General features: G+C 77.7%; 29 protein-coding genes and 1 pseudogene. 11 read left to right on the top strand and 19 right to left on the bottom strand.

Annotated elements, in window-relative coordinates:
* Positions 1 to 6: 6 nt before the first annotated feature.
* From ACI79P_RS19375 to ssd, 7 genes and pseudogenes are all read right to left on the bottom strand, one after another.
* Positions 7 to 333 (bottom strand): annotated as a pseudogene (locus ACI79P_RS19375) (Rv3654c family TadE-like protein); the annotation flags it as partial.
* A complete protein-coding gene (locus ACI79P_RS19370) occupies positions 330 to 704 on the bottom strand; it encodes a TadE family type IV pilus minor pilin (RefSeq protein WP_456582694.1) in 375 nt (124 codons plus the stop codon). The gene ACI79P_RS19370 and the pseudogene ACI79P_RS19375, both read right to left, overlap by 4 nt.
* A 2-nt stretch (positions 705 to 706) precedes the next feature.
* The gene (locus ACI79P_RS19365) at positions 707 to 967 is read right to left on the bottom strand and encodes a DUF4244 domain-containing protein (RefSeq protein ID WP_456582693.1); all 261 of its coding nucleotides are present in this window, start codon (positions 965 to 967) and stop codon (positions 707 to 709) included.
* A 112-nt stretch (positions 968 to 1,079) separates the two neighbouring features.
* Positions 1,080 to 1,805, bottom strand: coding sequence for a type II secretion system F family protein (locus tag ACI79P_RS19360; protein ID WP_456582692.1), 726 nt, complete (start codon positions 1,803 to 1,805; stop codon positions 1,080 to 1,082).
* Positions 1,802 to 2,584, bottom strand: coding sequence for a type II secretion system F family protein (locus tag ACI79P_RS19355; RefSeq protein ID WP_456582691.1), 783 nt, complete (start codon positions 2,582 to 2,584; stop codon positions 1,802 to 1,804). Before ACI79P_RS19355 ends, ACI79P_RS19360 begins: the two co-directional genes overlap by 4 nt.
* Complete coding sequence (locus ACI79P_RS19350; protein WP_456582690.1) at positions 2,581 to 3,720, bottom strand: TadA family conjugal transfer-associated ATPase; 1,140 nt, start codon at positions 3,718 to 3,720, stop codon at positions 2,581 to 2,583. The genes ACI79P_RS19355 and ACI79P_RS19350 overlap by 4 nt, the downstream gene beginning before the upstream one ends.
* Positions 3,717 to 4,760: a septum site-determining protein Ssd gene (gene ssd, locus ACI79P_RS19345; protein ID WP_456582689.1), complete on the bottom strand. Its 1,044-nt coding sequence runs from the start codon at positions 4,758 to 4,760 to the stop codon at positions 3,717 to 3,719. Before ssd ends, ACI79P_RS19350 begins: the two co-directional genes overlap by 4 nt.
* A 164-nt stretch (positions 4,761 to 4,924) precedes the next feature.
* Between ssd and ACI79P_RS19340 the strand changes: the two genes are divergently transcribed.
* The gene (locus tag ACI79P_RS19340) at positions 4,925 to 5,773 is read left to right on the top strand and encodes an HAD family hydrolase (RefSeq protein ID WP_456582688.1); all 849 of its coding nucleotides are present in this window, start codon (positions 4,925 to 4,927) and stop codon (positions 5,771 to 5,773) included.
* Positions 5,774 to 5,776: 3 nt separating this feature from the next.
* Here the strand turns inward: ACI79P_RS19340 and ACI79P_RS19335 are convergent, their stop codons facing one another.
* Entirely contained in the window at positions 5,777 to 6,745 is a 969-nt protein-coding gene (locus tag ACI79P_RS19335; RefSeq protein WP_456582687.1) for an aldo/keto reductase, read from the bottom strand.
* Positions 6,746 to 6,755: 10 nt separating this feature from the next.
* On the bottom strand, positions 6,756 to 7,544 hold the full coding sequence (locus tag ACI79P_RS19330) for an oxidoreductase (protein WP_456582686.1): 789 nt from the start codon (positions 7,542 to 7,544) through the stop codon (positions 6,756 to 6,758).
* A gap of 65 nt (positions 7,545 to 7,609) precedes the next feature.
* On the opposite strand from ACI79P_RS19330, the gene ACI79P_RS19325 reads away from it, so the two are divergent.
* The gene (locus ACI79P_RS19325) at positions 7,610 to 8,161 is read left to right on the top strand and encodes a histidine phosphatase family protein (protein ID WP_236830529.1); all 552 of its coding nucleotides are present in this window, start codon (positions 7,610 to 7,612) and stop codon (positions 8,159 to 8,161) included.
* Between the two features lie 340 nt (positions 8,162 to 8,501).
* Here ACI79P_RS19325 and ACI79P_RS19320 read toward each other — a convergent pair whose 3' ends face one another.
* The 5 genes from ACI79P_RS19320 to def all read right to left on the bottom strand — a co-directional run bounded on the left by ACI79P_RS19320 (position 8,502) and on the right by def (position 11,876).
* A complete protein-coding gene (locus ACI79P_RS19320) occupies positions 8,502 to 9,017 on the bottom strand; it encodes an FKBP-type peptidyl-prolyl cis-trans isomerase (RefSeq protein ID WP_456582685.1) in 516 nt (171 codons plus the stop codon).
* 134 nt (positions 9,018 to 9,151) lie between these two features.
* Positions 9,152 to 9,475, bottom strand: a complete 324-nt coding sequence (locus tag ACI79P_RS19315) for a tetratricopeptide repeat protein (protein ID WP_456582684.1) — start codon at positions 9,473 to 9,475, stop codon at positions 9,152 to 9,154.
* A 38-nt stretch (positions 9,476 to 9,513) separates the two neighbouring features.
* Positions 9,514 to 10,692, bottom strand: coding sequence for a glucose-1-phosphate adenylyltransferase family protein (locus ACI79P_RS19310; RefSeq protein WP_456582683.1), 1,179 nt, complete (start codon positions 10,690 to 10,692; stop codon positions 9,514 to 9,516).
* 43 nt (positions 10,693 to 10,735) lie between these two features.
* Positions 10,736 to 11,230 carry an FBP domain-containing protein gene (locus ACI79P_RS19305; protein ID WP_456582682.1) on the bottom strand — a complete coding sequence of 165 codons (495 nt, stop codon included), beginning with the start codon at positions 11,228 to 11,230 and terminating at the stop codon, positions 10,736 to 10,738.
* Positions 11,231 to 11,318: 88 nt separating this feature from the next.
* Positions 11,319 to 11,876 (bottom strand): peptide deformylase, encoded by a 558-nt coding sequence (gene def, locus ACI79P_RS19300; RefSeq protein WP_456582681.1) that lies wholly within the window; start codon positions 11,874 to 11,876, stop codon positions 11,319 to 11,321.
* Between the two features lie 64 nt (positions 11,877 to 11,940).
* Between def and ACI79P_RS19295 the strand changes: the two genes are divergently transcribed.
* The 5 genes from ACI79P_RS19295 to ACI79P_RS19275 all read left to right on the top strand — a co-directional run bounded on the left by ACI79P_RS19295 (position 11,941) and on the right by ACI79P_RS19275 (position 17,694).
* On the top strand, positions 11,941 to 12,885 hold the full coding sequence (locus ACI79P_RS19295; RefSeq protein ID WP_456582680.1) for a cobalamin biosynthesis protein: 945 nt from the start codon (positions 11,941 to 11,943) through the stop codon (positions 12,883 to 12,885).
* A 249-nt stretch (positions 12,886 to 13,134) separates the two neighbouring features.
* Positions 13,135 to 14,583 carry a MocR-like transcription factor YczR gene (gene yczR / locus ACI79P_RS19290; RefSeq protein ID WP_456582679.1) on the top strand — a complete coding sequence of 483 codons (1,449 nt, stop codon included), beginning with the start codon at positions 13,135 to 13,137 and terminating at the stop codon, positions 14,581 to 14,583.
* Positions 14,584 to 14,732: 149 nt separating this feature from the next.
* Positions 14,733 to 15,428: an ANTAR domain-containing protein gene (locus tag ACI79P_RS19285; protein ID WP_456582678.1), complete on the top strand. Its 696-nt coding sequence runs from the start codon at positions 14,733 to 14,735 to the stop codon at positions 15,426 to 15,428.
* A 101-nt stretch (positions 15,429 to 15,529) separates the two neighbouring features.
* Positions 15,530 to 16,195: a lysophospholipid acyltransferase family protein gene (locus ACI79P_RS19280; RefSeq protein ID WP_456582677.1), complete on the top strand. Its 666-nt coding sequence runs from the start codon at positions 15,530 to 15,532 to the stop codon at positions 16,193 to 16,195.
* Positions 16,192 to 17,694, top strand: coding sequence for a cobyric acid synthase (locus ACI79P_RS19275; protein WP_456582676.1), 1,503 nt, complete (start codon positions 16,192 to 16,194; stop codon positions 17,692 to 17,694). The genes ACI79P_RS19280 and ACI79P_RS19275 overlap by 4 nt, the downstream gene beginning before the upstream one ends.
* Here ACI79P_RS19275 and ACI79P_RS19270 read toward each other — a convergent pair.
* A complete protein-coding gene (locus ACI79P_RS19270) occupies positions 17,681 to 18,070 on the bottom strand; it encodes an acyl-CoA thioesterase (protein ID WP_456582675.1) in 390 nt (129 codons plus the stop codon). The two genes, ACI79P_RS19275 and ACI79P_RS19270, sit on opposite strands and share 14 nt — an antisense overlap.
* Before the next feature lie 40 nt (positions 18,071 to 18,110).
* Here ACI79P_RS19270 and ACI79P_RS19265 point away from each other — a divergent pair, with 40 nt between their 5' ends.
* On the top strand, positions 18,111 to 18,734 hold the full coding sequence (locus tag ACI79P_RS19265; protein WP_456582674.1) for an MSMEG_1061 family FMN-dependent PPOX-type flavoprotein: 624 nt from the start codon (positions 18,111 to 18,113) through the stop codon (positions 18,732 to 18,734).
* Between the two features lie 13 nt (positions 18,735 to 18,747).
* On the opposite strand, the gene ACI79P_RS19260 is transcribed toward ACI79P_RS19265, so the two are convergent.
* A complete protein-coding gene (locus ACI79P_RS19260; protein WP_456582673.1) occupies positions 18,748 to 18,945 on the bottom strand; it encodes a hypothetical protein in 198 nt (65 codons plus the stop codon).
* 183 nt (positions 18,946 to 19,128) lie between these two features.
* On the opposite strand from ACI79P_RS19260, the gene ACI79P_RS19255 reads away from it, so the two are divergent.
* The gene (locus ACI79P_RS19255) at positions 19,129 to 19,644 is read left to right on the top strand and encodes a type II toxin-antitoxin system PemK/MazF family toxin (RefSeq protein ID WP_456582672.1); all 516 of its coding nucleotides are present in this window, start codon (positions 19,129 to 19,131) and stop codon (positions 19,642 to 19,644) included.
* Positions 19,645 to 19,651: 7 nt separating this feature from the next.
* Here the strand turns inward: ACI79P_RS19255 and ACI79P_RS19250 are convergent, their stop codons facing one another.
* From ACI79P_RS19250 to ACI79P_RS19240, 3 genes are all read right to left on the bottom strand, one after another.
* The gene (locus ACI79P_RS19250) at positions 19,652 to 19,948 is read right to left on the bottom strand and encodes a hypothetical protein (RefSeq protein WP_456582671.1); all 297 of its coding nucleotides are present in this window, start codon (positions 19,946 to 19,948) and stop codon (positions 19,652 to 19,654) included.
* 63 nt (positions 19,949 to 20,011) lie between these two features.
* Positions 20,012 to 21,073: an AbrB family transcriptional regulator gene (locus tag ACI79P_RS19245; RefSeq protein ID WP_456582670.1), complete on the bottom strand. Its 1,062-nt coding sequence runs from the start codon at positions 21,071 to 21,073 to the stop codon at positions 20,012 to 20,014.
* 67 nt (positions 21,074 to 21,140) lie between these two features.
* Entirely contained in the window at positions 21,141 to 21,284 is a 144-nt protein-coding gene (locus ACI79P_RS19240; protein WP_456582719.1) for a hypothetical protein, read from the bottom strand.
* On the opposite strand from ACI79P_RS19240, the gene cobC reads away from it, so the two are divergent.
* Complete coding sequence (cobC, locus tag ACI79P_RS19235) at positions 21,228 to 22,502, top strand: Rv2231c family pyridoxal phosphate-dependent protein CobC (protein ID WP_456582669.1); 1,275 nt, start codon at positions 21,228 to 21,230, stop codon at positions 22,500 to 22,502. The genes ACI79P_RS19240 and cobC overlap by 57 nt on opposite strands.
* 11 nt (positions 22,503 to 22,513) lie before the next feature.
* Positions 22,514 to 23,319, top strand: an 806-nt coding sequence (locus ACI79P_RS19230) for a siroheme synthase family protein (protein ID WP_456582668.1), incomplete at its 3' end; no start/stop codon positions are given.

Raw genomic sequence — 23,319 nt, 5'->3', positions numbered from 1 at the left:
GGCGCGTGCCCGGCCGACGGCGTCGTGCACGCCGAGCCGGCCCAGCCGGAGGGCGACGCCGACCTCGACCGCCACGACCGATCCCGGCTCGACGCGGCAGGTGATCAGCACGGCGCCGTTGGCTCGGGCGACCTCGGCGGCCACGGTGCACGGGGACGGGTCCCCGGACACCGCCTGCCCGGCCGCGGCCAGCGCGGCGAGGTCGGCCGCCGTCGCCGCCCGGTGGCGGGCCACCGTGGCCAGGCCGACCAGCACCGTCCCGGTGGTGACCGCGACCAGGACGGCGGAGAGCACGAGCACCCACGCGGTGGCCGATCCCCGTTCACCGCTCATCCGGGGGACCCTGCGGCCGGCTCCAGCCGCGCGACGGCCTCCGCCGTGACGGTGACCCGCCAGGGCAGCGGCCCCAGGGGCCGGATCTCCGCCGCCACCGTGACCCGGAGCTCGTCGCCACCGGCGGCGATCGCGGTGCGGGCGCCGGGCGGCGCGGCCCGGCCCGCCCACTCGGCGACGACCGCGGCGTCCTCCCCCCGCGCCGCCGCCCGGGCGCCCTCCCGGGCGGCGTCCACGCACCGCAGCTGGGCGCCGACCACGGTGACCGCGGCGACGGCACCGGCCAGCACCAGCAGCAGGACCGGCAGCACGACCGCGGTCTCGGCCGTGACCATCCCGGTCTCCGCCCGCCGGGCCGCTGGGTGGTCCACGCTCAGGAGAGGGTGGCCAGCGCGGCGTCGACCAGCTCGGTGAGGCCGGCGACGACGCTGTCGCCGGAGACGACCCGGTAGAGGACCGCGGCGAAGGCACACGCGGCCACGGTGCCGACGGCGTACTCGGCGGTGCTCATCCCGGCCTCCGCCCGGCTCCGCAGGCGGGCCAGACGGCCGGGCCGTCGCCCGGGCTCGGGAACGGGAACGGCGACGGGCTCGGGGTCGGGAAGGGGCTGGTCGGCGGGCTGGTCGACGGTCATGGCGGTCCTCTCGGTCGGGCCCCGGCGGGGCGGTGCCCGAAGCCTCCGTCCGGGGCGGGACGGGTCCCAGGTCCGCGGGCGATCTGTGGACGGCGCCGGTGGGTGTGGACGGTCAGCCGAAGACGTCGCCGGCGATGCCGAGGACCAGCGGGACCACGCCCAGGCAGACGAAGGCGGGGAGGAAGCAGAGCCCGAGCGGGGCGAGCACCCACACCCCGGCCCGCTGCACGGCCGCTTGCGCCTCCGTGCGCGCCGCGGACCGGGTCTCCTCGGCGAGCGCGTGCAGCGCCGGCACCGCGGCGGTGCCGGACTCCCCCGCCCGCACCAGCACGCGGGCCAGGCCGTCGAGCTCGGCCGGCTGCCCGGCCCAGGCCCGGCGCGGCTCGGCCCCCATGCGCTGCATCCCCGCGACGCCGTGCAGCCGGCGGCCGAGCGGTTCGGGCACCGTCCCCGCGACGGCGGCGAGCGCTCCGGAGAGGGGTAGCCCCGCGCCCAGGCAGGCCGCGAGCAGCTCGCAGGCGACCGGTAGCTCCCGCAGGAGCGCCGCCCGCTCCTCGGCGTCGCGGTCGGGGGATGCCGCACGCAGCAGCCGCTCCCCCGCGCCGGTCACCACCACCGCCGCGCAGGCGCCCACGGCGCCGTCGAGCAGCAGGCCCGCGGCCACCCCCGCCGCCCCGGCGAGCAGCCAGCGACGGGCCCCGGGCGGGGCGTCCCGGGCGCCGGCGACCGGGGGGCCGGGCGCGGTCAGCCGGCGCACCCGCCGGCCGGCCACGGCCGCGCCGGGCGCCCACACCACCAGCGCCGCGGCCAGCAGCAGCACCGGCAGGGCGGCGCTCACCGCGCGATCCGGTGCACCAGGCGGCCGGTCCAGGCGATGCCGGCCACCTCGAGCAGCACCCCGGCCACCAGCAGCCCCTGCCCGGCACCGGTCCGGGTGAGCACGTGCCACGGATCGGCCCCGACCCCGCTGCCCATCGCCAGGCCGAGCAGGGGCAGGCCGGCCAGCAGCCTGGCGCTGGCGCGGGGGCCGGCGGTGGCCACCAGCAGCTCGCGGCGGCGGCGCAGCCGGGCCCGCAGGTCGTCCTCGACCGCGGCGACCACCGCGGCGAGCGAGCAGCCGGTGCGGGCGCTGAGCGCGATGGCGGCCGACGTCCGGGCCAGGGCCGCGCCCACTCCGTCGCCGCCTGCAGCGGCGTCGGGCCCGGGAGCGCGGGCCGCGCGCAGCAGCCCCGCGGCGCAGCGGGGGTCGGGGCAGTCGGCCGCCGCCGTGCGCACCGCCTCCGCCAGCGCACGGCCCGCGCGCAGCTCCGCCGCCACGGCGGCCAGCGCGTCGGCGAGCACGGCCTGGCGCGCGAGGTCCTCGGCCGCCCTCCGGCCGGTCAGCCGGGCAGCCGCCGCGAGCGCGGCGCAGCCGGCGGCGAGCACCGCCACCAGCGGGGTGCCGAGAGCCGCGCCCGCGCCGCCCGCGGCCACCGCGGCGGCGAGCGGCAGCGGCACCCGCCCGAGGCCCCGGGCCCCCGCGGCCCGGGTGGTCCGGAGCAGCCGGCGCCGGGCGATCGCCCGGCCGTCGGGCCACAGCAGCACCGCGGCGGCCGCGGCCAGGAGCGCGGCGGTCACGGGCCGGCCAGCAGCCGCCGGAGCGCATCGCCGGCCGGGCACGCCCCGCCGTCGGCCCGCCACCCCGGCTCGACCACGACGTGCTCCCCGTCCCGGCGCAGCAGCCCGATCTCGGCCACCCGCCGGCCACCGGGCGTCCGGCGCAGGTGCACCACGACGTCGAGGGCCGCCGAGGTCTGGCTGTGCACCGCCGCGCGCCCCAGCCCGGCCGCCACCCCGAGGGCCTCCAGGCGCGCCGGCACCTCGGTGGCCCGGTTGGCGTGCAGGGTGCCGCAGCCGCCGTCGTGACCGGTGTTCAGCGCGGCCAGCAGGTCGACGACCTCGGGCCCGCGCACCTCCCCCACGACGAGCCGGTCCGGCCGCATCCGCAGCGCCTGCCGCACGAGGTCCCGCAGGCCGACCGCGCCCGCGCCCTCGACGTTCGGCGGCCGGGTGAGCAGCCGCACGACGTGCGGGTGCGGTGGGGTCAGCTCGGCGGCGTCCTCGCAGAGCACCAGCCGCTCGGCCGGGTCGACCTCGCCCAGCAGCGCCGAGAGCAGGGTGGTCTTGCCCGAGCCGGTCCCGCCGGTGACGAGGAACGCCGCCCGCCGCGCCACCACCGCGCGCACCAGCGCCGCGCTCTCGCCGGGCAGCGCTCCGCGCGCCTCCAGGTCGGCCAGCGCCTGCGCGCACCGGCGCAGCACCCGCAGGGACAGGCAGGTGCCGCCGGCGGACACCGGCGGGAGGACCGCGTGCAGCCGGGTGCCCCCGGGAAGGCCGACGTCGACCCACGGCGAGGCGTCGTCGAGTCGGCGGCCGGCCGACGCGGCCAGCCGCACCGCCAGGCGGCGCACCGCGTCGTCGTCGGCGAAGCGGACACCGGTGGCCCGTTCCAGGCCGGCCCCGCGGTCCAGCCACACCTCGCCGGGCCCGTTGACCAGGACGTCGGTGACCCCGGGCAGCCGCAGCAGCGGCTCCAGCGGCCCGGCCCCGGCCAGCTCGTCGACGGCGTCGCGCGCCGCCAGCAGGACGTCGCGGTCGCCCAGCAGGCCGCCGGACTCGGCGCGGACGAGCGCGGCGACCCCCGCCTGCGAGGGGACCTCCTCGGTGACGGCCAGCCGCGCCCGCACCCGGTCCAGCAGCGACGGCTCGCTCACCGGCCGACCTCCCCGGACAGCGCCGCGAGCACCCGCCGGGCGACGGCGGCGACCGGCGACCGGGGCTGGGCGCCCGGCGGCTGGCCCCGCTCGGCCCGCGCGACCGCGCCCCGGTCGTGCGGCAGCTCGGCCACCACCGGCCGGCCCACCACCTCGGCGACGTCGCCGGGGGCCAGCCCGCCGGGCTGGGTGCGCACCACCAGGCGCGCCGCCGACCACGGCGAGCCGTCGGCCCCGACCAGCTGCCGGGCGGCCGTGGCAGCGCGCAGCCGGGCCGGCACCACGAGCACGGCGAGGTCGGCGTCGGCCAGCACCTCCTGCACCCCGCGCCCCGGGCCGGCGCACCCGGGGCGGGGCAGGTCCACGACGACGGAGCGGCCGGTGGCGCGACCGGCGCCGACCACCGCGGTCAGCGCGGCATCGGGGATCGGCGCCGCGCCCCGGCGGTCCACCGAGACGAGGTGGACGCCACCCAGACCGGGCAGCGCGGCCAGCAGCGCGTCCCCCGCCACCTCGCCGCGGAGGCCGGAGAGCTCGGGCCAGCGCAGCCCCTCGGCGAGCTCCGCCCCCAGCAGCAGGTCGAGCCCGCCGCCCCAGGCGTCGGCGTCGACCAGCACCGCTCCCCCGGGGGCGGCGAGGGCGACCGCGGCGGCCACCGTGCTGGCGCCCGCGCCACCGCAGGCCCCGCCCACCGCGACCAGGCGCCCCCGCTCGGCCGGCGCCCGGACGGCGGCGGCGCAGCGGGAGAGCAGCCACCCCTCGTCGGCAGGGAGCACCGCGACCCGTTCCGCCCCGGCCTCGACGGCCGCCGCCCACCCGGCCGCGGGCAGCTCGGCGGTGGCGACGACGACCACGCCCGGCCGGCGGGGCAGCGCCCGCAGCGCCCCGGCGCCCAGCGCCTCGGCGCCGACCAGCACCAGCGGCGCCTCCCGGTGGGCGCGCCGCAGGGCGGGACCACCGGTGGCGAGCTCGGCCTCGGCGCCGGCGGCCGCGATCAGCCGGAGCAGCTCGTCGAGCAGCTCCTCGTCGCTGCTGATCACGAGGGGACGGGGCGGCCGGGACGGCGTCGGGACGGGCACCGGGCGAGCCCATCGGACGGCCGGCGTACGGCACCAGAACGCGAGCGGAACTGTGGATGACCCCATCGGGTGTGGACACCGTCCACACCGGTGCGCTACCTGCCGATCCAGCTACCGTGACTGACGTGTCCCGCTCCGCGGCGTTCTTCGACCTCGACAAGACGGTCATCGCCAAGTCCAGCACGCTCGCCTTCGGCCGCCCCTTCTTCCACGGCGGGCTGATCAACCGCCGCGCGGTGCTCAAGACGGCGTACGCGCAGTTGGTCTTCTCCCTCGCCGGCGCCGACGCCCAGCAGATGGAGCGCCTCCGCGCCCAGCTCACCGCGATGGTGACCGGCTGGGACGCCGGCACGGTGCACGAGATCGTCCGCGAGACGCTCCACGAGATCGTCGACCCGCTGGTCTACGCCGAGGCCGCCGACCTGATCGAGGAGCACCGCGCCGCCGGCCGGGAGATCGTCATCGTCTCCAGCAGCGGGGCGGAGATGGTCGAGCCGATCGGCGAGATGCTCGGCGTCGACCGCGTCGTCGCCACCCGGATGGTCACCGAGGAGGGGCGCTACACCGGCGAGATCGAGTTCTACGCCTACGGCGAGAACAAGGCCGAGGCGATCCGCCGGCTGGCCGCCGAGGGCGGCTACGACCTGGCCGACTGCTACGCCTACAGCGACTCGATCACCGACCTCCCGATGCTCTCCGTGGTCGGCCACCCCACGGCGGTCAACCCCGACCGCGGGCTGCGCAAGGCAGCGCTCCAGCACGGCTGGCCGGTCCTGCGCTTCGAGCGGCCGGTGAGCATGCGCGCCCGGTTCTCCGTGCCGCCCGCGCCGGTGGTCACCGGTGCCGCCATGGGCGTCGGCGCCGCCGTCGTCGGGCTGGCCTGGTACGCCCGGCACCGCGCCGTGCGCGCCGGCCTGCTGCCCGCCGACGGTCCCGCCCCGGTGCCCGGCCGGCGGCGCCACCGCGGCGCCTGACGCTCAGCGCCCGAACCGCTCCCGGAGCCCGTCCACGAGGGTCCGCACCCCCGACACCGGCGTGAACGCGCGCGCGGCCGCGGTCAGCGCCGCCACCTCGTCGCCGGCCAGCTCCAGCTCGTCGGCCGCCGCGTTGGACTCCAGCTGCTCGACGCTGGAGGCACCGGGGATCACCACGACCCGCGGCTGCGCGACCAGCCACGCCAGCGCCACCTGCGCCGGCGTCGCGTCGTGGGCGTCGCACACCTGGCGGAGGACGTCGAGCAACGGCGCGACCCGGCGTAGGTTCTCCGTGCCGAACAGGGGGTTGACCGCGCGCACGCCCCCGGGCCGGTGGTCGGCCGAGTACTTCCCGCCGAGCAGCCCCTGCGCGAGCGGGCTGTAGGCGATGACCAGCCGGTCCTCGCGCTCGGCGAAGGGCACCAGGTCCTCCAGCGGGCCGGCGTGAGCCAGGGAGAACTGCACCTGGTTCGCGACCACCGGGGCGCCGAGCGCGGCGTCCGCCGCCCGCCAGCGGTCCAGCGAGTAGTTCGAGACGCCGACCGCGCCGATCCGCTCCTCGTCCAGCAGCTCGCGCAGGCCCGGCATCGTCACCGTGTCGGGGACCACCGGGTTGGGCTGGTGCACCTGGTAGAGCGGGATGCGGTCCACGCCCAGGCGGCGGGCGCTGCCGGCCCAGCGCTGCCGGACGACACGGGGGAACGGCGCGACCGGGAAGATCTTGCTGGCGACGACGACGCGGTCGCGCTCCTCCCCCAGCGCCTCGCCGAGGATCCGCTCGCTGCGCCCGAAGCCGTAGATCTCGGCGGTGTCGAACAGGGTGATGCCGAGCTCACGGGCCCGGCGCACGATGTCGCGGGCGGCGCCGTCGGCGTAGCTGTCGCCGTACCCCCACTCGCGGGAGCCGAACTGCCAGGTGCCCAGGCCGATGCGGCTGACGGGGCCGAGCCCCGGGACGTCGAGGGTGCGCATGCCCCCAGTCTCAGCCGCGGAGGAGGCTCTCGCAGATGGCCAGGCCCTCCAGCGCCCCGTGCTCGGTGGCGCGGCAGCAGTGCACCAGCCACGCGGCCACGCCCTCGGGGGTGCCGGTCGCGTAGCCGGCGAGCGCCTCGCCGTAGGCGTCCCGGCCGAGCTCGGCGAAGCCCACCTCGGGCACCGACACGGCCTTGGGGTCCAGCCCGCGGGCGATGCCGGTCAGCCGGGCCGCACCCCGGGCGACGACGCCGTCGGCCACGCCGAACGGGGCCAGCGCCGCCAGCTCGCCGTGCACCAGCGCGGCCACCAGGACGGCGGGCACGGTGGTGGTCCCGGTGGCGAGGGTGAACAGGCCGGACAGCCGGGGGCCGGCGTGCGCGGCCGGCCGGCCGAGGTCGGCCCGGTCGGCGAGGTCGGCGGCGGCCAGCACGTGCAGGCGGGCGATCACCTGCCCCGGGGCCCGCGGCCAGGTCTCGACCATCGAGCCCAGCGCCGCGGAGACGCGCAGCGCACCCTGCACCACCGGGTCGTCGACGCCACCGGCCCGCAGCTCCGCGAGCGGCACGTCGACGCCGGCCAGGGCCGCGGAGGCCCGCGCCCCGCGCAGCGCCGACTCGGTGCTCACGCCCGCGGACTCCCGGCGCAGCACCTTGTGCCTCAGCAGCCGGTCGACGCCCGCGCGCGCCGCGTCGGCGGCGTCCCGGACGCCCGGCAGCTCGAGCAGCGGGACGAGGGGGTCGGGGGCACCGGCCCCGGTCGCGACACGGGCCGCGCCGGGACGCAGGGGGATGCTCACGACCACGACGGTACGAGGCGGGCCGCGCGAGTCCGCGGGCCCCTGCCCTACGCTGCCTCCTTGCCATGGCCCGACCGCTGACCCTCCTGCTCGTGCGCCACGGGCAGAGCGAGTGGAACGCGGCCGGGCGCATGCAGGGCCAGGTGGCCCACGTGCCGCTGACCCCCCTGGGTCACACGCAGGCCGAGGCGGCCGCCGCGGAGCTGGCCCGGCTGCGGCCGGGCGTGCTGCTCTCCAGCGACCTGCTGCGCGCGGTGCAGACCGCCGAGCACTGCGCCCGCGCCACGGGCCTGCCCTTCACCACGACACCGGCGCTGCGCGAGCAGGGCTACGGGGTGCTGGAGGGCCGGCCGTCGCGGGAGCTGTGGGACGTCGTCGACTGGTCCGACGCGCACTGGTCCGCCGAGGGCGGCGAGAGCCTTGCCGAGTTGCACGCGCGCGTGGCCGCCTACCTGACCCAGCTCTGCGCCGAGCCCCCGGCCGACGTGGTGGCGCTGGTGACCCACGGCGACACCATCCGCGCCGCGCAGGCGGTGGCGGCCGGGCTCGGGCCCGACGCGATGCCGGCGGTCACCCCGCACAACGGCACGGTGACCCGCCTGGAGATCTGCGAGTGAGCACGGGGCCCGGCCGTGCGGCCGGGCCCCGTCGCCCCGCTCAGCGGCGGCGCAGGAAACCCTGCACCAGGCGGCCGATGCCCCCGCCGGAGGTGGGGGCCGGGCGGCCGCGTCCGGTGCCCCTGCGCGCGCTCGTGGCGCGGCCCATGCCGCGCCCGGCCGCCGCCCTGCCCGTGCCGCGCCCACCCCGCGTCGCGCTCTGCGCCGTGCCCATCAACTTTCCGAGGATGCTCATGGCGAGCAGGTGCCCACCGGCTCACCGGCCGACGCGACGACGGCGTGTCCTCCCGGCGTGGCGCGGCGTGTCGTCACTGCGCGCAGGTCCGAGGCCATCCGCTGGTCAGCTGCTGACCTCCACCAGGTCGACCACGAACACCAGCGTCGAGCCGCCGGGGATGGGGCCGCGGTCGGCGTCACCGTAGCCGAGCTCGCTGGGGATGGTGATGACCCGCCGGCCACCGACCTGCATGCCGGTGATCCCCTGGTCGAAGCCCGGGATCACCTGGCCGGCGCCGAGGGTGACCGGCAGCGTCTCGTCCGCCCCGCGGCTCCAGGAGGAGTCGAACTCCTCGCCGGTCTCGTAGAACCCGCCCACGTACTTGACCGCGACGGTGCTGCCCTCCACGGCCTCCGCCCCGTTCCCCCGCACGACGTCCTCGACGACGAGCTCGGTCGGCGCGGGGGCGTCGGAGGCGGGCACCCCGGGGGCCTCCGAGAGGTCGGTGCTGATCTGCTCCGCGACCACCGACGTCGGGTCCTCGGACGCCGACGGCGCCGCGTCCTCCCCACCGCAGGCGGTCAGGACGACGGACAGGGCGAGGGCGAGCAGCGCCCCCGGGACGGTGCGGCGGGTCATCGGTACTCCTGGCCGAGCGGGTGCTCGTGTCGGGCCGGCGAGGCGGTGGGCGCTCGCCGCGGGCAGGGCGGCGGGGCGGCTCGGGCCCCGGGAGCCATCGTCCCAGAACCGCCCGGGCCGCTCGCGGACCGCGGTCAGGCGACGCCGAGGGCGTCGGCCAGACGGTGGTGCACCGCCGCCTCCTGGCCGCGGCTCTGCCGTTCGAGGGTGCGGGCCAGCGCGCGGCGCGCCCAGCCGTTGCTGGGCGCGAGCTCCACCAGCCGGGCCAGCGCGTCCTCGGCCGGGCGCAGCTGCGCGGAGCCGTAGTAGGCGCGGGCGAGCAGTTCCAGCGCCGCCTGGTTGCGCGGCTCGGCGTCGACGACCGGCTGCAGGATCCGCGCGGCCGCGTCGGGCTGCCCCATGTTCAGCAGCAGGTCGGCGCGGAGGAACTCCGAGTGCAGGTCGATGGGGTGGATCATGCCCCGCGCAACGCGGGCGGGGCAGGAGCACTTCCCGCTCACTCCTCCGGTTCGGGGTAGCGGGCGCCCGCGGCCAGCTCGCTGCCGTCGGCCACCCGGGCCCGGCGCCCGACCAGCGTGATCTCGCCGTCCCCACCGACCGACGCGCCGCTCCCGACGTCGACCCCGTCGTCGAGCACCGCGCGGGTCACGGTCGCCCCGGCCCGGACCCGGACGCCCGGCAGCAGCACCGAGTCGACGACGGTGGCGCCGCGTTCGACCACCACGCCCGGGGAGAGAGCCGAGCCGCGCACGTTGCCGGAGATCCGGGTGCCGCCGGAGAGCAGGCTGTTCTCGATCCTCCCGTCGTCGAGCACCCGGGCGGCGCTGTGCCGCCCGCCCCGGGTGTGCACGGGCCAGCGCGGGTCGTCGAGGTCCAGCGGCGGCTTCTCGTCCAGGAACTCGCGGTTCGTCCGCCAGTAGGACTCGATGGTCCCGACATCGCGCCAGTAGCCGTCCAGCGGGTAGGCGCGGGCGAGCCCGTCCTCGGTCTGCGCCGGCAGCAGGTGGTCGCCGAGGTCCTCCAGGCCGTCCTCGCCGACATCGCGGCTCAGCGCCTCCAGCCGGTCCAGCGTGGGCTCCGGGGAGAAGACGAACACCTCGTTGGTCGCCGTCGTCGTCGCCGGGTCGTCGGGCTTGTAGGCGTAGCCGGTCACCCGGCCCCCCTCACCGACCTCGACGATGCCGTAGCGGGAGGCGTCGTCCGCCTCGACCTCGGTGGTCACCATCGTCACCTCGGCACCGGAGCCCAGGTGGCTGTCGACGACGTCGCGGTAGTCCAACTTGTAGACGGCGTCGGAGCTCACGACCACGAGCGCGTCGGGCGCGAACTGCCGGATCAGCTCGGACTGCCGCCACAAGCCGTCGGCGGTGCCCTCGGTGAAACCGCCCCGCTCGCTGCCCTGGAACGGCGGCAGCATCATGAGGCCGCCGTTCGTGCGGTCCAGGTCCCAGGGGCGACCGCCGCCCAGGTGCTCGTTCACCGACTGCGGCTGGTACTGCACCGACACCCACACGTCGGCGATCGACGAGTGCTCGCAGTTCGACAGCGGGAAGTCGATCAGCCGGTAGACCCCGGCGAACGGGACGGCGGGCTTGGCCCGCTGCTCGGTGAGCAGTTCCAACCGGTTGCCCTTGCCACCGGCGAGCACGAGCACGAGGACCTTGGGGAGCGCCATGCGCGGCTCGCTACCCCGTCGCCGGGCCGCGCACCCGCGGCTGTCAGCGCCCCCGTACGGAGCCGACGAACCCGGCGATCCGCTCGTGCAGCTGCGCGGCCCGCTCGGCGACCACCTCCCCGGGGTCGCGGTCGCGCAGCCACGGAGGGATCTCCGTGCGCACCCGCGGGGAGCAGCGCAGGTCCGCGCAGATGTAGGTGCCCACGGTGTTGCCGTTGCGGCCGGCGTCCCCGGTGCGGCGCGCGGTGAACAGCGAGACGGCGTCGCCGGACTGCGCCGTCTGGCAGAGCAGGCACATCGCCGCCGTCCGGCCGGACATGCGGCTCTCGGCGGCCCGGACGGCGATGCCGACGGTCCCGTCGTCGACCTGCGCCACCAGGTAGCCCCGCAGCGGCGCCCTGGGGTCGCGCCAGCCGAGCACCTCGTGCTCGGCCCAGTCGAGCTCGCAGAAGTCCTCCGGGAGCGTGAGGGTCCTCGCCTCGCCGCGCGAGCAGTTGACGAACGAGCGCCGGACCTCGGCCTCGGACAGCGGTGTCACCGGTGGTGCCTCTCTCTGGTGGTGCGGGTGCCGACCGAGGATCTTCGGTGATCGGCCCCGCGCGCTCACCTGGTTTTCGGCAGGCCGCTCAGGCGGGGAGCTCACCGCCCGGGCCGGCCGCCTCGGCCAGCAGCCGGTCGCGCTGCTCGGCAGGGAGGCGGTCGACGTAGACGGTGCCGTCGAGGTGGTCCACCTCGTGCTGCAGGCAGCGGGCGGCCATGCCGGTGGCCTCGATCGTCACCGGGTCGCCGTGCAGGTCGACGCCGTCCACCCGTGCCCGGAAGGCACGTGGCAGCTCGGCGTAGGGGCCGGGCACCGACAGGCAGCCCTCCTCGGTCACCTCCTCCGCCGGGTCGTCGCCGACCGGCGGGAGCGTCGTCAGGACGGGGTTGACCACGTAGCCGATGACGTCCTCGCCGTCGGCGTCCGGGCAGTCGATGACGAAGACGCGGGCGTCCACGCCGATCTGGTTGGCGGCCAGCCCGACGCCGTCGGCGGCCTCCATGCTGGCGAACATGTCGAGCACCAGCCGCCGCAGCGCGTCGTCGAAGACGGTGACCTCGGTGCAGCGGCGGTGCAGGACGGGGTCGCTGCCGTAGGTCACGATCGGCCGGGCGACGCCGTCGTAACGGCCGAACAAGCGCATGCGGCGATCCTAGGGACGCCCCACCGGCGGACGGGCCCCGCCGGGCGCTTGGCACGATGCCGGGGTGCGCCCGACCCCCGATCCCGCGACCGCGCTGGGGCTGGGCCTCGGCGCGCTGGCCGACCTGGCGCTCGCCGATCCCCGGCGGGGTCACCCGGTGGCCGGTCTGGGCCGCGCCGCCGCCGCGCTGGAGCGGCGCGCGTGGCGCGACTCCCGCGCCGCAGGCCTCGGCCACTGGGCCGTCGTCGTCGGGGGCGCGACCGCGCTCGGCGTGGCCGCCGACCGCGCCACCCGTTCCTCCCCGGCTCTGCGCACGGTGGTGACGGCGGCCGCGACCTGGGCCGTCCTGGGCGGGACGTCGCTCGGGCGGGTGGCCGGCTCCATGCACGCGGCGCTGGCCGCCGGCGACCTGCCCGCGGCCCGCGCCACGCTGCCCGGGCTGGCCGGGCGCGACCCGCGCGGGCTCGGGGAGGGCGAACTGGCCCGCGCGACGGTGGAGTCGGTCGCCGAGAACACCTCCGACGCCGCCGTCGCCCCGCTGTTCTGGGGAGCGGTGGCGGGCGTGCCGGGACTGCTGGGCTACCGGGCGGTGAACACCCTCGACGCCATGGTCGGGCACCGGTCGGCGCGGTACGCCCGGTTCGGCTGGGCCGCGGCCCGCGCGGACGACGTCGCCAACTGGGTCCCCGCCCGGCTGACGGCGGCGCTGACGGTCGGCTGCGCCCCGCTGGTGGGCGGGTCGGCCGCCGGAGCGCTGCGCGTGTGGCGGCGCGACGGCGCCGCCCACCCCAGCCCCAACTCGGGGCGCTGCGAGGCCTCGCTGGCCGGCGCGCTGGGCCTGCGCCTGGGCGGCCGCAACGTCTACGGCAGCCGGGTCGAGGAGCGGCCGGCGCTGGGAGACGGCCGGCCGCCGGCGACCGCGGACATCCCGCGCGCGGTGGCCCTCTCCCGCGCGGTGTGGACCGCCGCGGCGGTCCTGGCGACGCTGGCCCGCCGATCGCGCCCCTGACGGCGGCCGCGCACCGCGCCGCGGGGCGCGGGCACCACCGGGAAGCCGGCCGGGTCCACCCGGGGGTGGCTGGCCGGCGGATCACCCGGTCCGCGGCCACCCCGCAGCGTCACGAGGAGCGTGGACACCGAGAGGTGTCCCAGCCCCAGCAGGACGAGCACAGACGCGACGGTTCCACCTTCATCCATGCCGCCCACAGTGGCACTACCCGGGCTGGCGTTCGGCAGGCCAATCCGGCATGGTGGCCGCATGCCACCCGGTCCAGAGCGGTCCACCGGTGCCCGCGAGCTGGCCGCGCTCGTCGGCCCCGTGGAGGGGCTGACCACCCCCCGGTACACGGGCCTGGCCCACCGCGTCCGCGACCTGCTCGCCGCCGGCTCGCTCCCCGCCGGGGTGCGGCTGCCCGCCGAGCGGGAGCTCGCCGCCGCGCTGGACCTCAGCCGCGTCACCGTCGCCTCGGCCTACCGGGTGCTGCGCGAGCAGGGGTTCGCCCGCACGCGGCACGGGTCGGGGACGGTGACCGCGCTGCCCGACGTCCGGTCCGGCTGGACGCCGCCCAGCACCACCCCCGGGGTGCTGGACCTCGCGCACGCCGCTCCAGAGGCGGCGCCGCAGCTCCTGCCGGCCTACGAGCAGGCGCTCGGCGAGCTGCCGGCGCACGTGGGCGCCCACGGCTACGCGCCCAGCGGGCTGCCGCAGCTGCGGTCGGCCGTGGCCGCCTGGTTCACCGGGCGCGGCCTGCCGACCGACGCGGAGCAGGTGGTGATCACCGCGGGCGTCGGGGACGCGGCCGCCCTCGTCCTCGGCACCCTGCTGGAGGCCGGTGACCGGGTCCTGGTCGAGCACCCCACCTACCCCGGCGCGGTGGGGCTGGTCACCGCGGCCGGGGGACGCTGCGTCCCCGCGGCGGTCGATCCCGCCGATCCGGACGCCCTCGTCGGCACCGCCCAGCTGGTCGCGCGGCAGAGCAGCCCGCGCATGGCCTACCTGATGCCCGACTGCTCGAACCCGACCGGCGCGGGCCTCTCGGCGGCCGGCCGCCGACGGGTGGCAGCGACCCTCTGGCAGCACGGGGTCCTCACCCTGGTCGACGAGGTCGCCGCCGGGCTGGAGCTGGACGGCCCGCCCCCGCCGCCGTTCGCCGCCGGTGTCCCCGACGCGGCGACGGTCACGGTCGGCGGGCTGTCCAAGGCGGTGTGGGGTGGGCTGCGCATCGGCTGGCTCCGGACGGAGCCGGCGCTCGCCGCCCGGCTGGGCCAGGCGCTCAGCCGCCGCCAGCTCTCGGTCGGGGTGCTCGACCAGCTCGCGGCCACCGTGCTCGTGCGGCAGCTGGACGAGATCCTCGAGCACCGGCGGGCCCAGCTCCGGGAGCGGCGCGGCGTCCTCCTCGCCGAGCTGGCGGCGCAGCTGCCCGCATGGACCGCGCCGTCCCCCGCCGGCGGGCTCTCCGCCTGGTGCCGCCTGCCGCCGGGGACCAGTTCGGCGGCGCTGACCTCGGCCGCCGCCGACGTCGGCCTCCTCCTCGCCGACGGCCGGGCGTTCGGCACCGGGCACGCCTTCGACGACCACCTCCGCCTGCCGTTCACGCTGCCCCCGGAGCGCCTCCGCGCGGCCGTCGGCGTGCTGGCCCGGCTGGACCAGCAGTCCCGCGCCACCACCCGCACCGCCGCGCCGCCGCGCCCGCTCACCGTCGTCTGAGCCCAGCTGCTGCAGGCACCGCCGAGGGGACGTACCGTCCATGCATTCGGGAGGTCCGGTCCCCCTCGCGGGGCCGGGGCCCCGGGGTGTCGAGACTCCGGCAGCCCGGGCCTGCCGGCAACGGCACGCCTCTGCCGAGGAGGTCGACCATGTCGTCACCGGCGCTCCCCCGTTCCCGTCCCGACACCCGGTCCCCCCACGCCCGGGGCCAGGACACCCGCCGCACCGTCACCCGGCACCCCGCGCGGTCCTCCCCGGTCGCCGGCCGCTACCGCTTCGACCGGCACACCGGGCAGTGGTGGTGGTCCCCCGAGATGCAGGCGCTGATCGGCGCGGACGCCGCGCCCTCCACCGAGGCCCTGCTCGCCGTCCAGGAGCCCGACGACGGCGCCCGGGTGCTCGCCGCGCTCTCCGCCGGGCATCCGTTCGCCGTCGAGACGCACGTGCGGCGCCCCACCGGGACGCCGCGGCCGGTGCTGCTGGTCGGCGAGCCGGACCGGGACGACGCCGGTGAGGTGCGCGCGGTGGAGGGCCTCTGCGTCGACCTCACCGGCGCGCGTCCCCCCGCACCCGACCCGGCCGGGAGGGACGCGCTCCTGACCGAGGTCGAGCAGCTGCGGGTGGCCATGGTCAGCCGGGCGGTCATCGAGCAGGCCAAGGGCATCCTCATGCTGCTCACCGGCTGCGCCGAGCAGGCGGCGTTCGACCTGCTGGCGCACATCTCCAGCAACACCCACCGGAAGGTGCGGGACGTCGCCCAGACGATCACCGACTCGGCCACGGGGCGCTGCGGCCTGCCCGACGACGTGCGCGCCATCCTCCGCGACGCCTGCCCACCGGCCTAGGGAGCCGCCCACCTGCCGCCGGCCGGGTTCCGGCAGGATCGGGGCCAACCCGCGGTGTCCGGGGTCGCGGCTCCCGGAGCCGCCGAGGAGGGGAGCCCGCGATGTTCTACGTCCTGGCCACGTTCGTGCTGCGACCGCTGTTCCACATCCTGTGCCGGCCGCGCATCACCGGCCGCGAGAACGTGCCGCTCGACCGCCCGGTGATCCTCGCCAGCAACCACCTGTCCTTCATCGACAGCATCGCGATCCCGCTGGCCGCCCCGCGCCGGGTGGCCTACCTGGCCAAGGCCGAGTACTTCACCGGCCGGGGGGTCGGCGGGTGGCTCACCCGCACGCTGTTCACCGCCCTCGGCGCCTACCCGGTCGAGCGGGAGACCCACCGGGCCGCGCAGGCCGCCCTGGACACCGCCCTGGGGATCCTGCGGGGCGGCACCGCCTTCGGCCTCTACCCCGAGGGCACCCGCTCCAAGGACGGCCGACTGGCCCGCGGCAAGACCGGCGTGGCCTGGCTGGCGCTGACCGCCGACTGCCCGGTCGTCCCGGTCGCGGTGCGCGGCACCGACCGGGTGCAGCCGGTCGGCGCCCGCTGGCCCCGGCCGCACCGCATCGCCATCACCTTCGGCGAGCCGCTGACCTTCCCGGAGTTCGCGGGCCAGGCCAACCGCAACCGCGCCCGCCGCGAGGTGACCGACCGGATCATGCTGGCGATCGCGGAGCTCTCCGGGCAGGAGAAGGCCGGCTGGGACGCCCCCCGCGAGACGGCGTGAGCGGGGCGCTCCTCGTCGCCGGCACGACCTCCGACGCCGGCAAGTCGGTCGTCACCGCGGGGATCTGCCGGTGGCTGGTGCGCCAGGGCGTGTCGGTGACCCCGTTCAAGGCGCAGAACATGAGCAACAACTCCATGGTCACCCTCGACGGCGCCGAGATCGGGCGCGCCCAGGTGATGCAGGCCGCGGCGGCCCGGGTCGAGCCCGAGGCGGCCATGAACCCGGTGCTGCTCAAGCCAGGCGGTGAGAACTCCAGCCAGGTCGTGGTCCTGGGCCGCCCCGTGGCCGACGTGACCGCGCTCTCCTACCGGCCGATGAAGGCCGCCCTGCTGGAGCAGGTGCTCCAGTCGCTGGCCGACCTGCGGTCGAGGTTCGACGTCGTCGTCTGCGAGGGCGCCGGCTCCCCCACGGAGATCAACCTGCGGGCCGACGACATCGCGAACATGGGGCTCGCCACCGCCGCCGGCCTGCCCGTCGTCGTGGTGGGCGACATCGACAGGGGCGGCGTCTTCGCCGCCCTGCACGGCACGGTGGCGCTCATGCCGCCGGCCGACCAGCGGCTGGTCGCCGGCTTCCTGGTCAACAAGTTCCGCGGCGACGTCCGCCTGCTGCGCCCCGGGCTGGACCAGCTCGCGGCGCTCACCGGCCGGCCGACCCTCGGGGTCCTGCCCTGGGCCGCCGGGCTGGAGATCGACGTCGAGGACTCGCTGAACGTGCCCACGGCGCCGTCGGGGACGGCGCCCGTCGGCGAGGACGTGCTGCGCGTCGCGGTGGCGCGCGTGCCCCGCCTGTCGAACTTCACCGACCTCGACGCGCTCGCCGCCGAGCCCGGGGTGCTGGTGCGGTACGCCACCCGTCCGGAGGAGCTCGCCGACGCCGACCTGGTGGTGCTGCCGGGCAGCCGCGCGACCGTCGCCGACCTGGCCTGGTTGCGCAGCACCGGCCTCGCCGACGCGGTGCTGCGCCGGGCGGCGGACGGTACGCCGGTGCTCGGCATCTGCGGCGGCCACCAGATGCTGGCGCGCACGATCACCGACGAGGTCGAGTCGCGGGCGGGCACGGTGGCGGGGCTCGGACTGCTGCCCGCGGACGTCCGCTTCGCCCCGGGGAAGACGCTGGCCCGCCCGGTGGGCAGCGCCCTCGGCGAGACGGTGCACGGCTACGAGATCCACCACGGGGTCGTCACCGTCGACGGCGACGCCGAGCCCTTCCTCGACGGAGCCCGGGTGGGCGCGGTCTTCGGGACGACGTGGCACGGCGCGCTCGAGAACGACGGCTTCCGCCGCGCCTTCCTGACCGAGGTCGCCCGGATCACCGGCCGCCGGTTCGTGCCGGCGCCGGCGACGGAGTTCGCGGCGGTGCGCGAGGCCCGGCTGGACCGCTTGGGCGACCTCGTCGCCGAGCACGCCGACACCGACGCGCTGTGGCGGCTCATCGAGGACGGGCCGCCCGCGGACCTCCCCTTGCTTCCGCCGGGCTCGGGCTTCAGCCCTCGGTGAGCCGCGCCCGCACGTCGTCCGGCCACGGGGTGGCGCGGCCGTCGGCGATCGCGACGTAGGTGGTGCGGACGACGCAGCACACCCGCTCGCCCACGCGCACGGTGAAGCGCACCGTCACGCTGGTGCGGCCCACCTTCTCCGTCTCGGCGTCCACCACGACGGTGTCGCCCCAGCGGGCCGACGACATCCACTCCAGCGAGCTCGCCTTGACCAGCGGGTCCACGCCACGGGCGACCAGGTCGTCCCAGTCGAGCCCGTGCGCGGCCCACCACCTGTTGGACGCCTCGTCGGCCCACGTCAGGTAGTGGGCGTTGAAGACGACGCCCTGCTGGTCGCACTCGACGTATCGGACGGGAGAGCTCCACACCTGCGGCACGAGGCGCCACGCTAGCCGGGCGACCGTCTACCGTCGTCGCGTGCCCGCCGCCCCGCTGCCTCCGCCGCCGACCGACGACCCGGTGCTCGCCGGCTACCGGACGCCGGGTGGCCTGGTGCTGGACAAGGTGATCGACCGCCTGGACACCCACTGCCGGGAGTTCATCGCGCACTCCCCCTTCGCGACGCTGGCCACCGCCGACGCGGAGGGCTGGCCGGACGTCTCCCCTCGCGGGGGCGACCCGGGGTTCGTCCACGTCCTCGACGAGCACCGGCTCGTGCTGCCGGACCGGCCGGGCAACAACCGGGTGGACAGCCTGCGCAACGTGGCGGTGAACCCGCGCGCCGCGCTGATGTTCCTGGTGCCCGGCGTCGAGCAGACGCTGCGCGTGTACGGGACGGCGTCGCTCGTCCCGCCCGGCGACCTCCCGCTGGACCTCGCCGAGTTCGGGCGCGCGCCGCTGTCGGTGCTGGTCCTGGAGGTCCGGCGGGCGTACTTCCAGTGCCCGAAGTCGGTCATGCGCTCGGGCCTGTGGGACCCGGCGAAGCGGATCGATCCCAAGGTGCTCACCCCGTTCGGCCGGGTGCTCAAGGACCACTGCGCGCTGGCCGACGACCTGCCCGACGACGCCACCATCCGGGCGGAGCTCGCCCAGGAGCTGTGAGGAGGAGCCGACCTCAGCCGGCGCGCAGATCCCGGGCGAGCTTCCGGTCGGCGACGGCGCGTTCGGCCATCGCGCGCATGCGCAGGCGGCGTCGTCTGCGGCTCGAGCCGAGGTAGCGCGCGTCCTCCACCAGCTGGAACGCCGCGAGCACGCTCGCCTTGACCTCCCGCGCCCGCGGGGCAGCGGGGCGCGCCGGTTCGGCCGAAGTCATGTGGAGCCCCCCTCTCCCGGGGCGCCGCCACGCTCCCGCAGCTCCATGGTTGCCCCCGGACCGCCCCGGCCAACCCCGACTGTGACCGATTGGTGCCGATGGGTCACATGGGACGAGCGGTGATGCTCCTGTGTCCTCGGCCACGTCCCGCGGCGGCGGCGCGGGCTCCGTACGGTGCTCGGCATGGCCTCTCTCCGGCGGCTCGGGCGGACGGCGGCGCGGACCGCCGGACGCGTGCTGCGCCTGCTGCGCAGCCCTACGCCCGGCGAGGTGCGCCGGCGCCCGGCGACGTCGGCCCGGCCACGACGCACCGGCGCGCCCGACGTCGACTACCGCCCGCGCGACGACGGCCGCCCCGATCCCGGGGAGGTCGTGTGGGCGTGGGTGCCCTACGAGGAGGACGACGGCCGGGGCAAGGACCGGCCGGTGCTGGTCATCGGCCGGCGGGACGACGACCTCCTGGGCCTGATGCTCACCAGCCGCGACCACGACCGGGACGCCACCGACGAGGCGCGCCACGGCCGGTCGTGGACCGACATCGGCACCGGCGGCTGGGACCCGCAGGGCCGCCCCAGCGAGGTGCGGCTGGACCGGCTGCTGGTGCTGGACCCGGCGACCGTCCGCCGCGAGGGCGCCGCGCTGGACCGGGCCCGGTTCGACCGCGTCGTGGCCGAGGCCCGCCGCGCACAGCGCTGGTGACGCGGGGTCAGTCCGCGACCGACTCGTCCCGCGCCGGCCGCCGCACCGGGGGCCGCAGGTTGTAGACGCCGACGCCGTCGCCGATCGGCTCGAGGTCGTAGCGGTGCACGACCTTGGGCCCGTCGTGGAGGTGGACGTGGGTGACCGTCGGCAGCGGGTCACCGTGCCGGGCCTCCCGGATCTGCACGCGCCCGTCGAGCGGGCCGCCGACGAACAGCAGCACCGCGTCGTCGGCCCCGCCCCCCGTGGTGGCCGCGTTCTCCTCGGACAGCTCCGCTCTCCTCCCGCTCGTGCGCCGGTCCACGAGGGTAGGCGCGTCACCGGCGCACGTCAGGGCCCCCGCCCGGCGGACCGGGGAATCGGCCGGTCAGCCCGGCGCCGGCCGCCGGAGCAGGCGCGCCACGAGCGGGGCGCTGAAGAGCATCACGAACAGCCGCAGCACCTGCACCGCCAGCACGAAGGTGGTGTCCGCGCCGGTGTCGCGGGCGGTGGCCAGCACCGCGTAGAGACCACCGGGGGTGGTGGCCAGGTACCCGTCGAGCGCGCTCGCCCCGGTGGCCGCCGCCAGCAGGCCGCCGAGCCCGGCGCACGCCAGCACCAGGACCAGCACGATGGCCAGCGCCAGCGGCAGGACCCGCCCGATGGTGCGCAGGCTGCCGCGGGTGAAGCTGACGCCCACCTGCAGGCCGATGACGAGGAAGGCCGCGCTCTCCACGGGCACCGGCACGCTCGCGCCGGCGGCGAGACCGGTCAGGTCGGCCACCGCGGCCACCACCAGCGGGCCGAGCAGCGCGGCGACGGGCACCCGCAGCAGCCGGCCCGTGACCAGGCCCACCACCGCGCAGGCCGCGGTGAACACCAGGCCGGCCGGCCACCCCGGCCCACCGGAGCCCTCGGGGGCCGGCCCGGCCCCGGCGGCGGCGCCGTAGGCGGTGGTGGCCACGACCGGCATGAGCAGGACGATGAGCAGCACGCGCAGGTACTGCAGCACCGCGACCATCCGCTCGTCGGCGCCGAGCTCGCGGGCCATGACGACGATCCCGGACGCGCCGCCGGCGATCATGGCGAAGGCCCCGGTCACCGGCGTGATGCCCGGGTGCAGCCGCAGCACCAGCCCGGCCACCAGGCTGAGCAGCAGCGTCGCGACGGTGACCAGCAGCACCGGCAGCCAGTCGGCGGCCACCGCGCGCAGCGTGCCGACGTCGACCAGCGCACCCATCGACACCCCGATGACGGCCTGGGCAGCGGTGCCCGGGCCCTCGGGCACCCGGGCCGGTGCGCGCACCGCCAGGGCCCGGACGAGCCCGGCGACCAGGCCCCCGAACAGGGCGGGCGAGGGCAGGCCGGCGAGCCCGAGCAGCAGGGCCAGCCCGACGGCGCCGGCGACGACGGCGGCCGCGTCGAGCAGCGCACCCCACCGGCCCCGCATCAGCCCCCCGCTCCGCCCACCCGTCGGCGACCACTCTGCCGGGGCGCCGGGGCGCGCGTGCGGGCGGTCACCCCCCGGTGATGCGCCGCAGCTCGGCGACGTGGGCGTCGAAGGCCGCCCGCCCGGCCTGCGTCAGCGCCAGGCCGGTGCGCACGTGCGACGCCGCCGCCGGTCGACCGCCATCAGCCGCGGAGCCGGCCGGGTGGACCACAGCACACCGAGCGTCAGCCACGGGGAGGCGAACGAGCACGGCGCAAAGAGCAGGAACGCGTCGGTCACGCGACGCCACACGCCTGTTACACGCGACGTGGTCTCATGGCCGCCGAGCCCGTTGCGACAGCGAAGAGGAGACGTGACCGATCTGCGGCACCACGGCGACGCCGAACTGGCGCCCGGCCTCGTCGACCTCGCCGTCAACGTGCGGGCCGGCACCCCGCCGGCGTGGCTGCGCGCGGTGCTTCGGGAGGCGCTGGACGACAGCGCGGGCTACCCCGTCCTCTCCCCCGCCCGCGCCGCGGTGGCCGCCGCGCACGGCCGCGACCCGTCCGAGGTGCTGCTGGCCGCCGGCGCCGCGGAGGTGTTCGTGCTGCTGGCGCGGGCGCTGCGGCCCCGCCACGCCGTCGTCGTCCACCCCTCGTTCACCGAGCCCGAGGCCGCGCTCCGGGCCGCTGGGCACCCGGTCACCCGACTGCTGCTCCGCGAGGCCGACGGCTACCGGCTGGACCCCGCGGTCGTCCCCGACGACGCCGACCTCGTGGTGCTCGGCAACCCGACCAACCCGACGTCGGTGCTGCACCGGGCGGCCGACCTCGCGGCGCTGGCGCGGCCGGGGCGGGTGCTCGTGGTCGACGAGGCGTTCGCCGACACCGTGCCCGGGGAACCGCAGTCCCTGGCCGGCCGGGCCGATCTGCCCGGCCTGCTCGTGGTGCGCAGCCTGACCAAGACCTGGGGCCTCGCCGGGCTCCGGGTGGGCTACGCCCTCGGGCCGCCGGAGCTCGTCGCGGCCCTGGCCGGGCAGCAGCCCCCGTGGCCGGTGAGCACCCCGGCGCTGGCCGCGCTGATCGCCTGCACCACCCCGGCGGCCCGCGCGGAGGCGCACGACGCGGCGGTCGCGCTGACCGGTCACCGGGCGACGCTGCTCGCCGTGCTGCCCCCGGAGGTGGCGGTCCTCGGCGACCCCCGCTCCTCGTTCGTCCTGCTGCGCGTACCGGACGGCGCCCGGGTGCGCGCGGACCTGCGCGCCGCCGGCTGGGCGGTCCGCCGCGGCGACTCGTTCCCCGGCCTGACCCCGGACCACCTGCGCGTGGCCGTGCGCGATCCCGGCACCTCCCAGGCCTTCGCCGCGGACCTCGCTGGGATCCTGTCCCGGACACCTCGACCGGGCTCCGCGGAGGAGATCCCGACCGGCATCCCGGAGGAGATCCGCTGAACGCCACCCCGGTGCCCCCCGAGTCGGGCACGGTCTACCCCGTCGGCCTGCGACTGCGCGACCGGCCGGTCGTCGTCGTGGGCGGCGGCCGGGTCGCCCACCGGCGCGTCGCCGGGCTGCTGGAGGCCCGCGCCCGGGTGACGGTGGTCAGCCCGGAGGTCACGCCGGCCCTCGAGTCGCTGGCCGCGGCGGGCAGGACGACGTGGCACCGGCGCACCTACCGCCCCGGAGACCTGGACGGTGCCTGGTACGCCGTCGCCGCCACCGACGACCCCGCGGTGAACGCCGCGGTGGCCGACGAGGCGGAGCACGCCCGCATCTTCTGCGCGCGGGCCGACGACCGCGCCGCCTCCAGCGTGTGGACCCCGGCGATCGGCCGGCAGGGCGACCTGGTGGTGGGGGTGCACGGGGGCGGCGACCCGCAGCGGGCGATCGGGGTGCGGGACGCGATCGTCGCCGGGCTGACCGACGGCAGCATCCGCGACCGCGCGGCCCGGCCGGCTCCCGCGGGCAGCGTGGTGCTGGTGGGTGGGGGCCCTGGTGACCCCGGGCTGATCACCGTGCGCGGCCGCCAGGCCCTGGCCACCGCCGACGTCGTCCTCGCCGACCACCTCGGCCCCCAACCCCTGCTCGCCTCCCTGCCCCCCGAGGTCGAGATCATCGACGCCGCCAAACTCCCCCGCGGCCGCTCCATGGCCCAGGAGACCATCAACGACCTCCTCATCACCCACGCCCGCGCCGGCCGCCGCGTCGTCCGCCTCAAGGGCGGGGACCCCTTCGTCTTCGGCCGCGGCTTCGAAGAGCTCCAGGCCTGCAC

Source organism: Blastococcus sp. SYSU DS0510 (genome assembly GCF_054050835.1).
The sequence above is the reverse complement of the archived record's forward strand: the minus strand, read 5'-3'. Positions and strand labels throughout refer to the sequence as shown.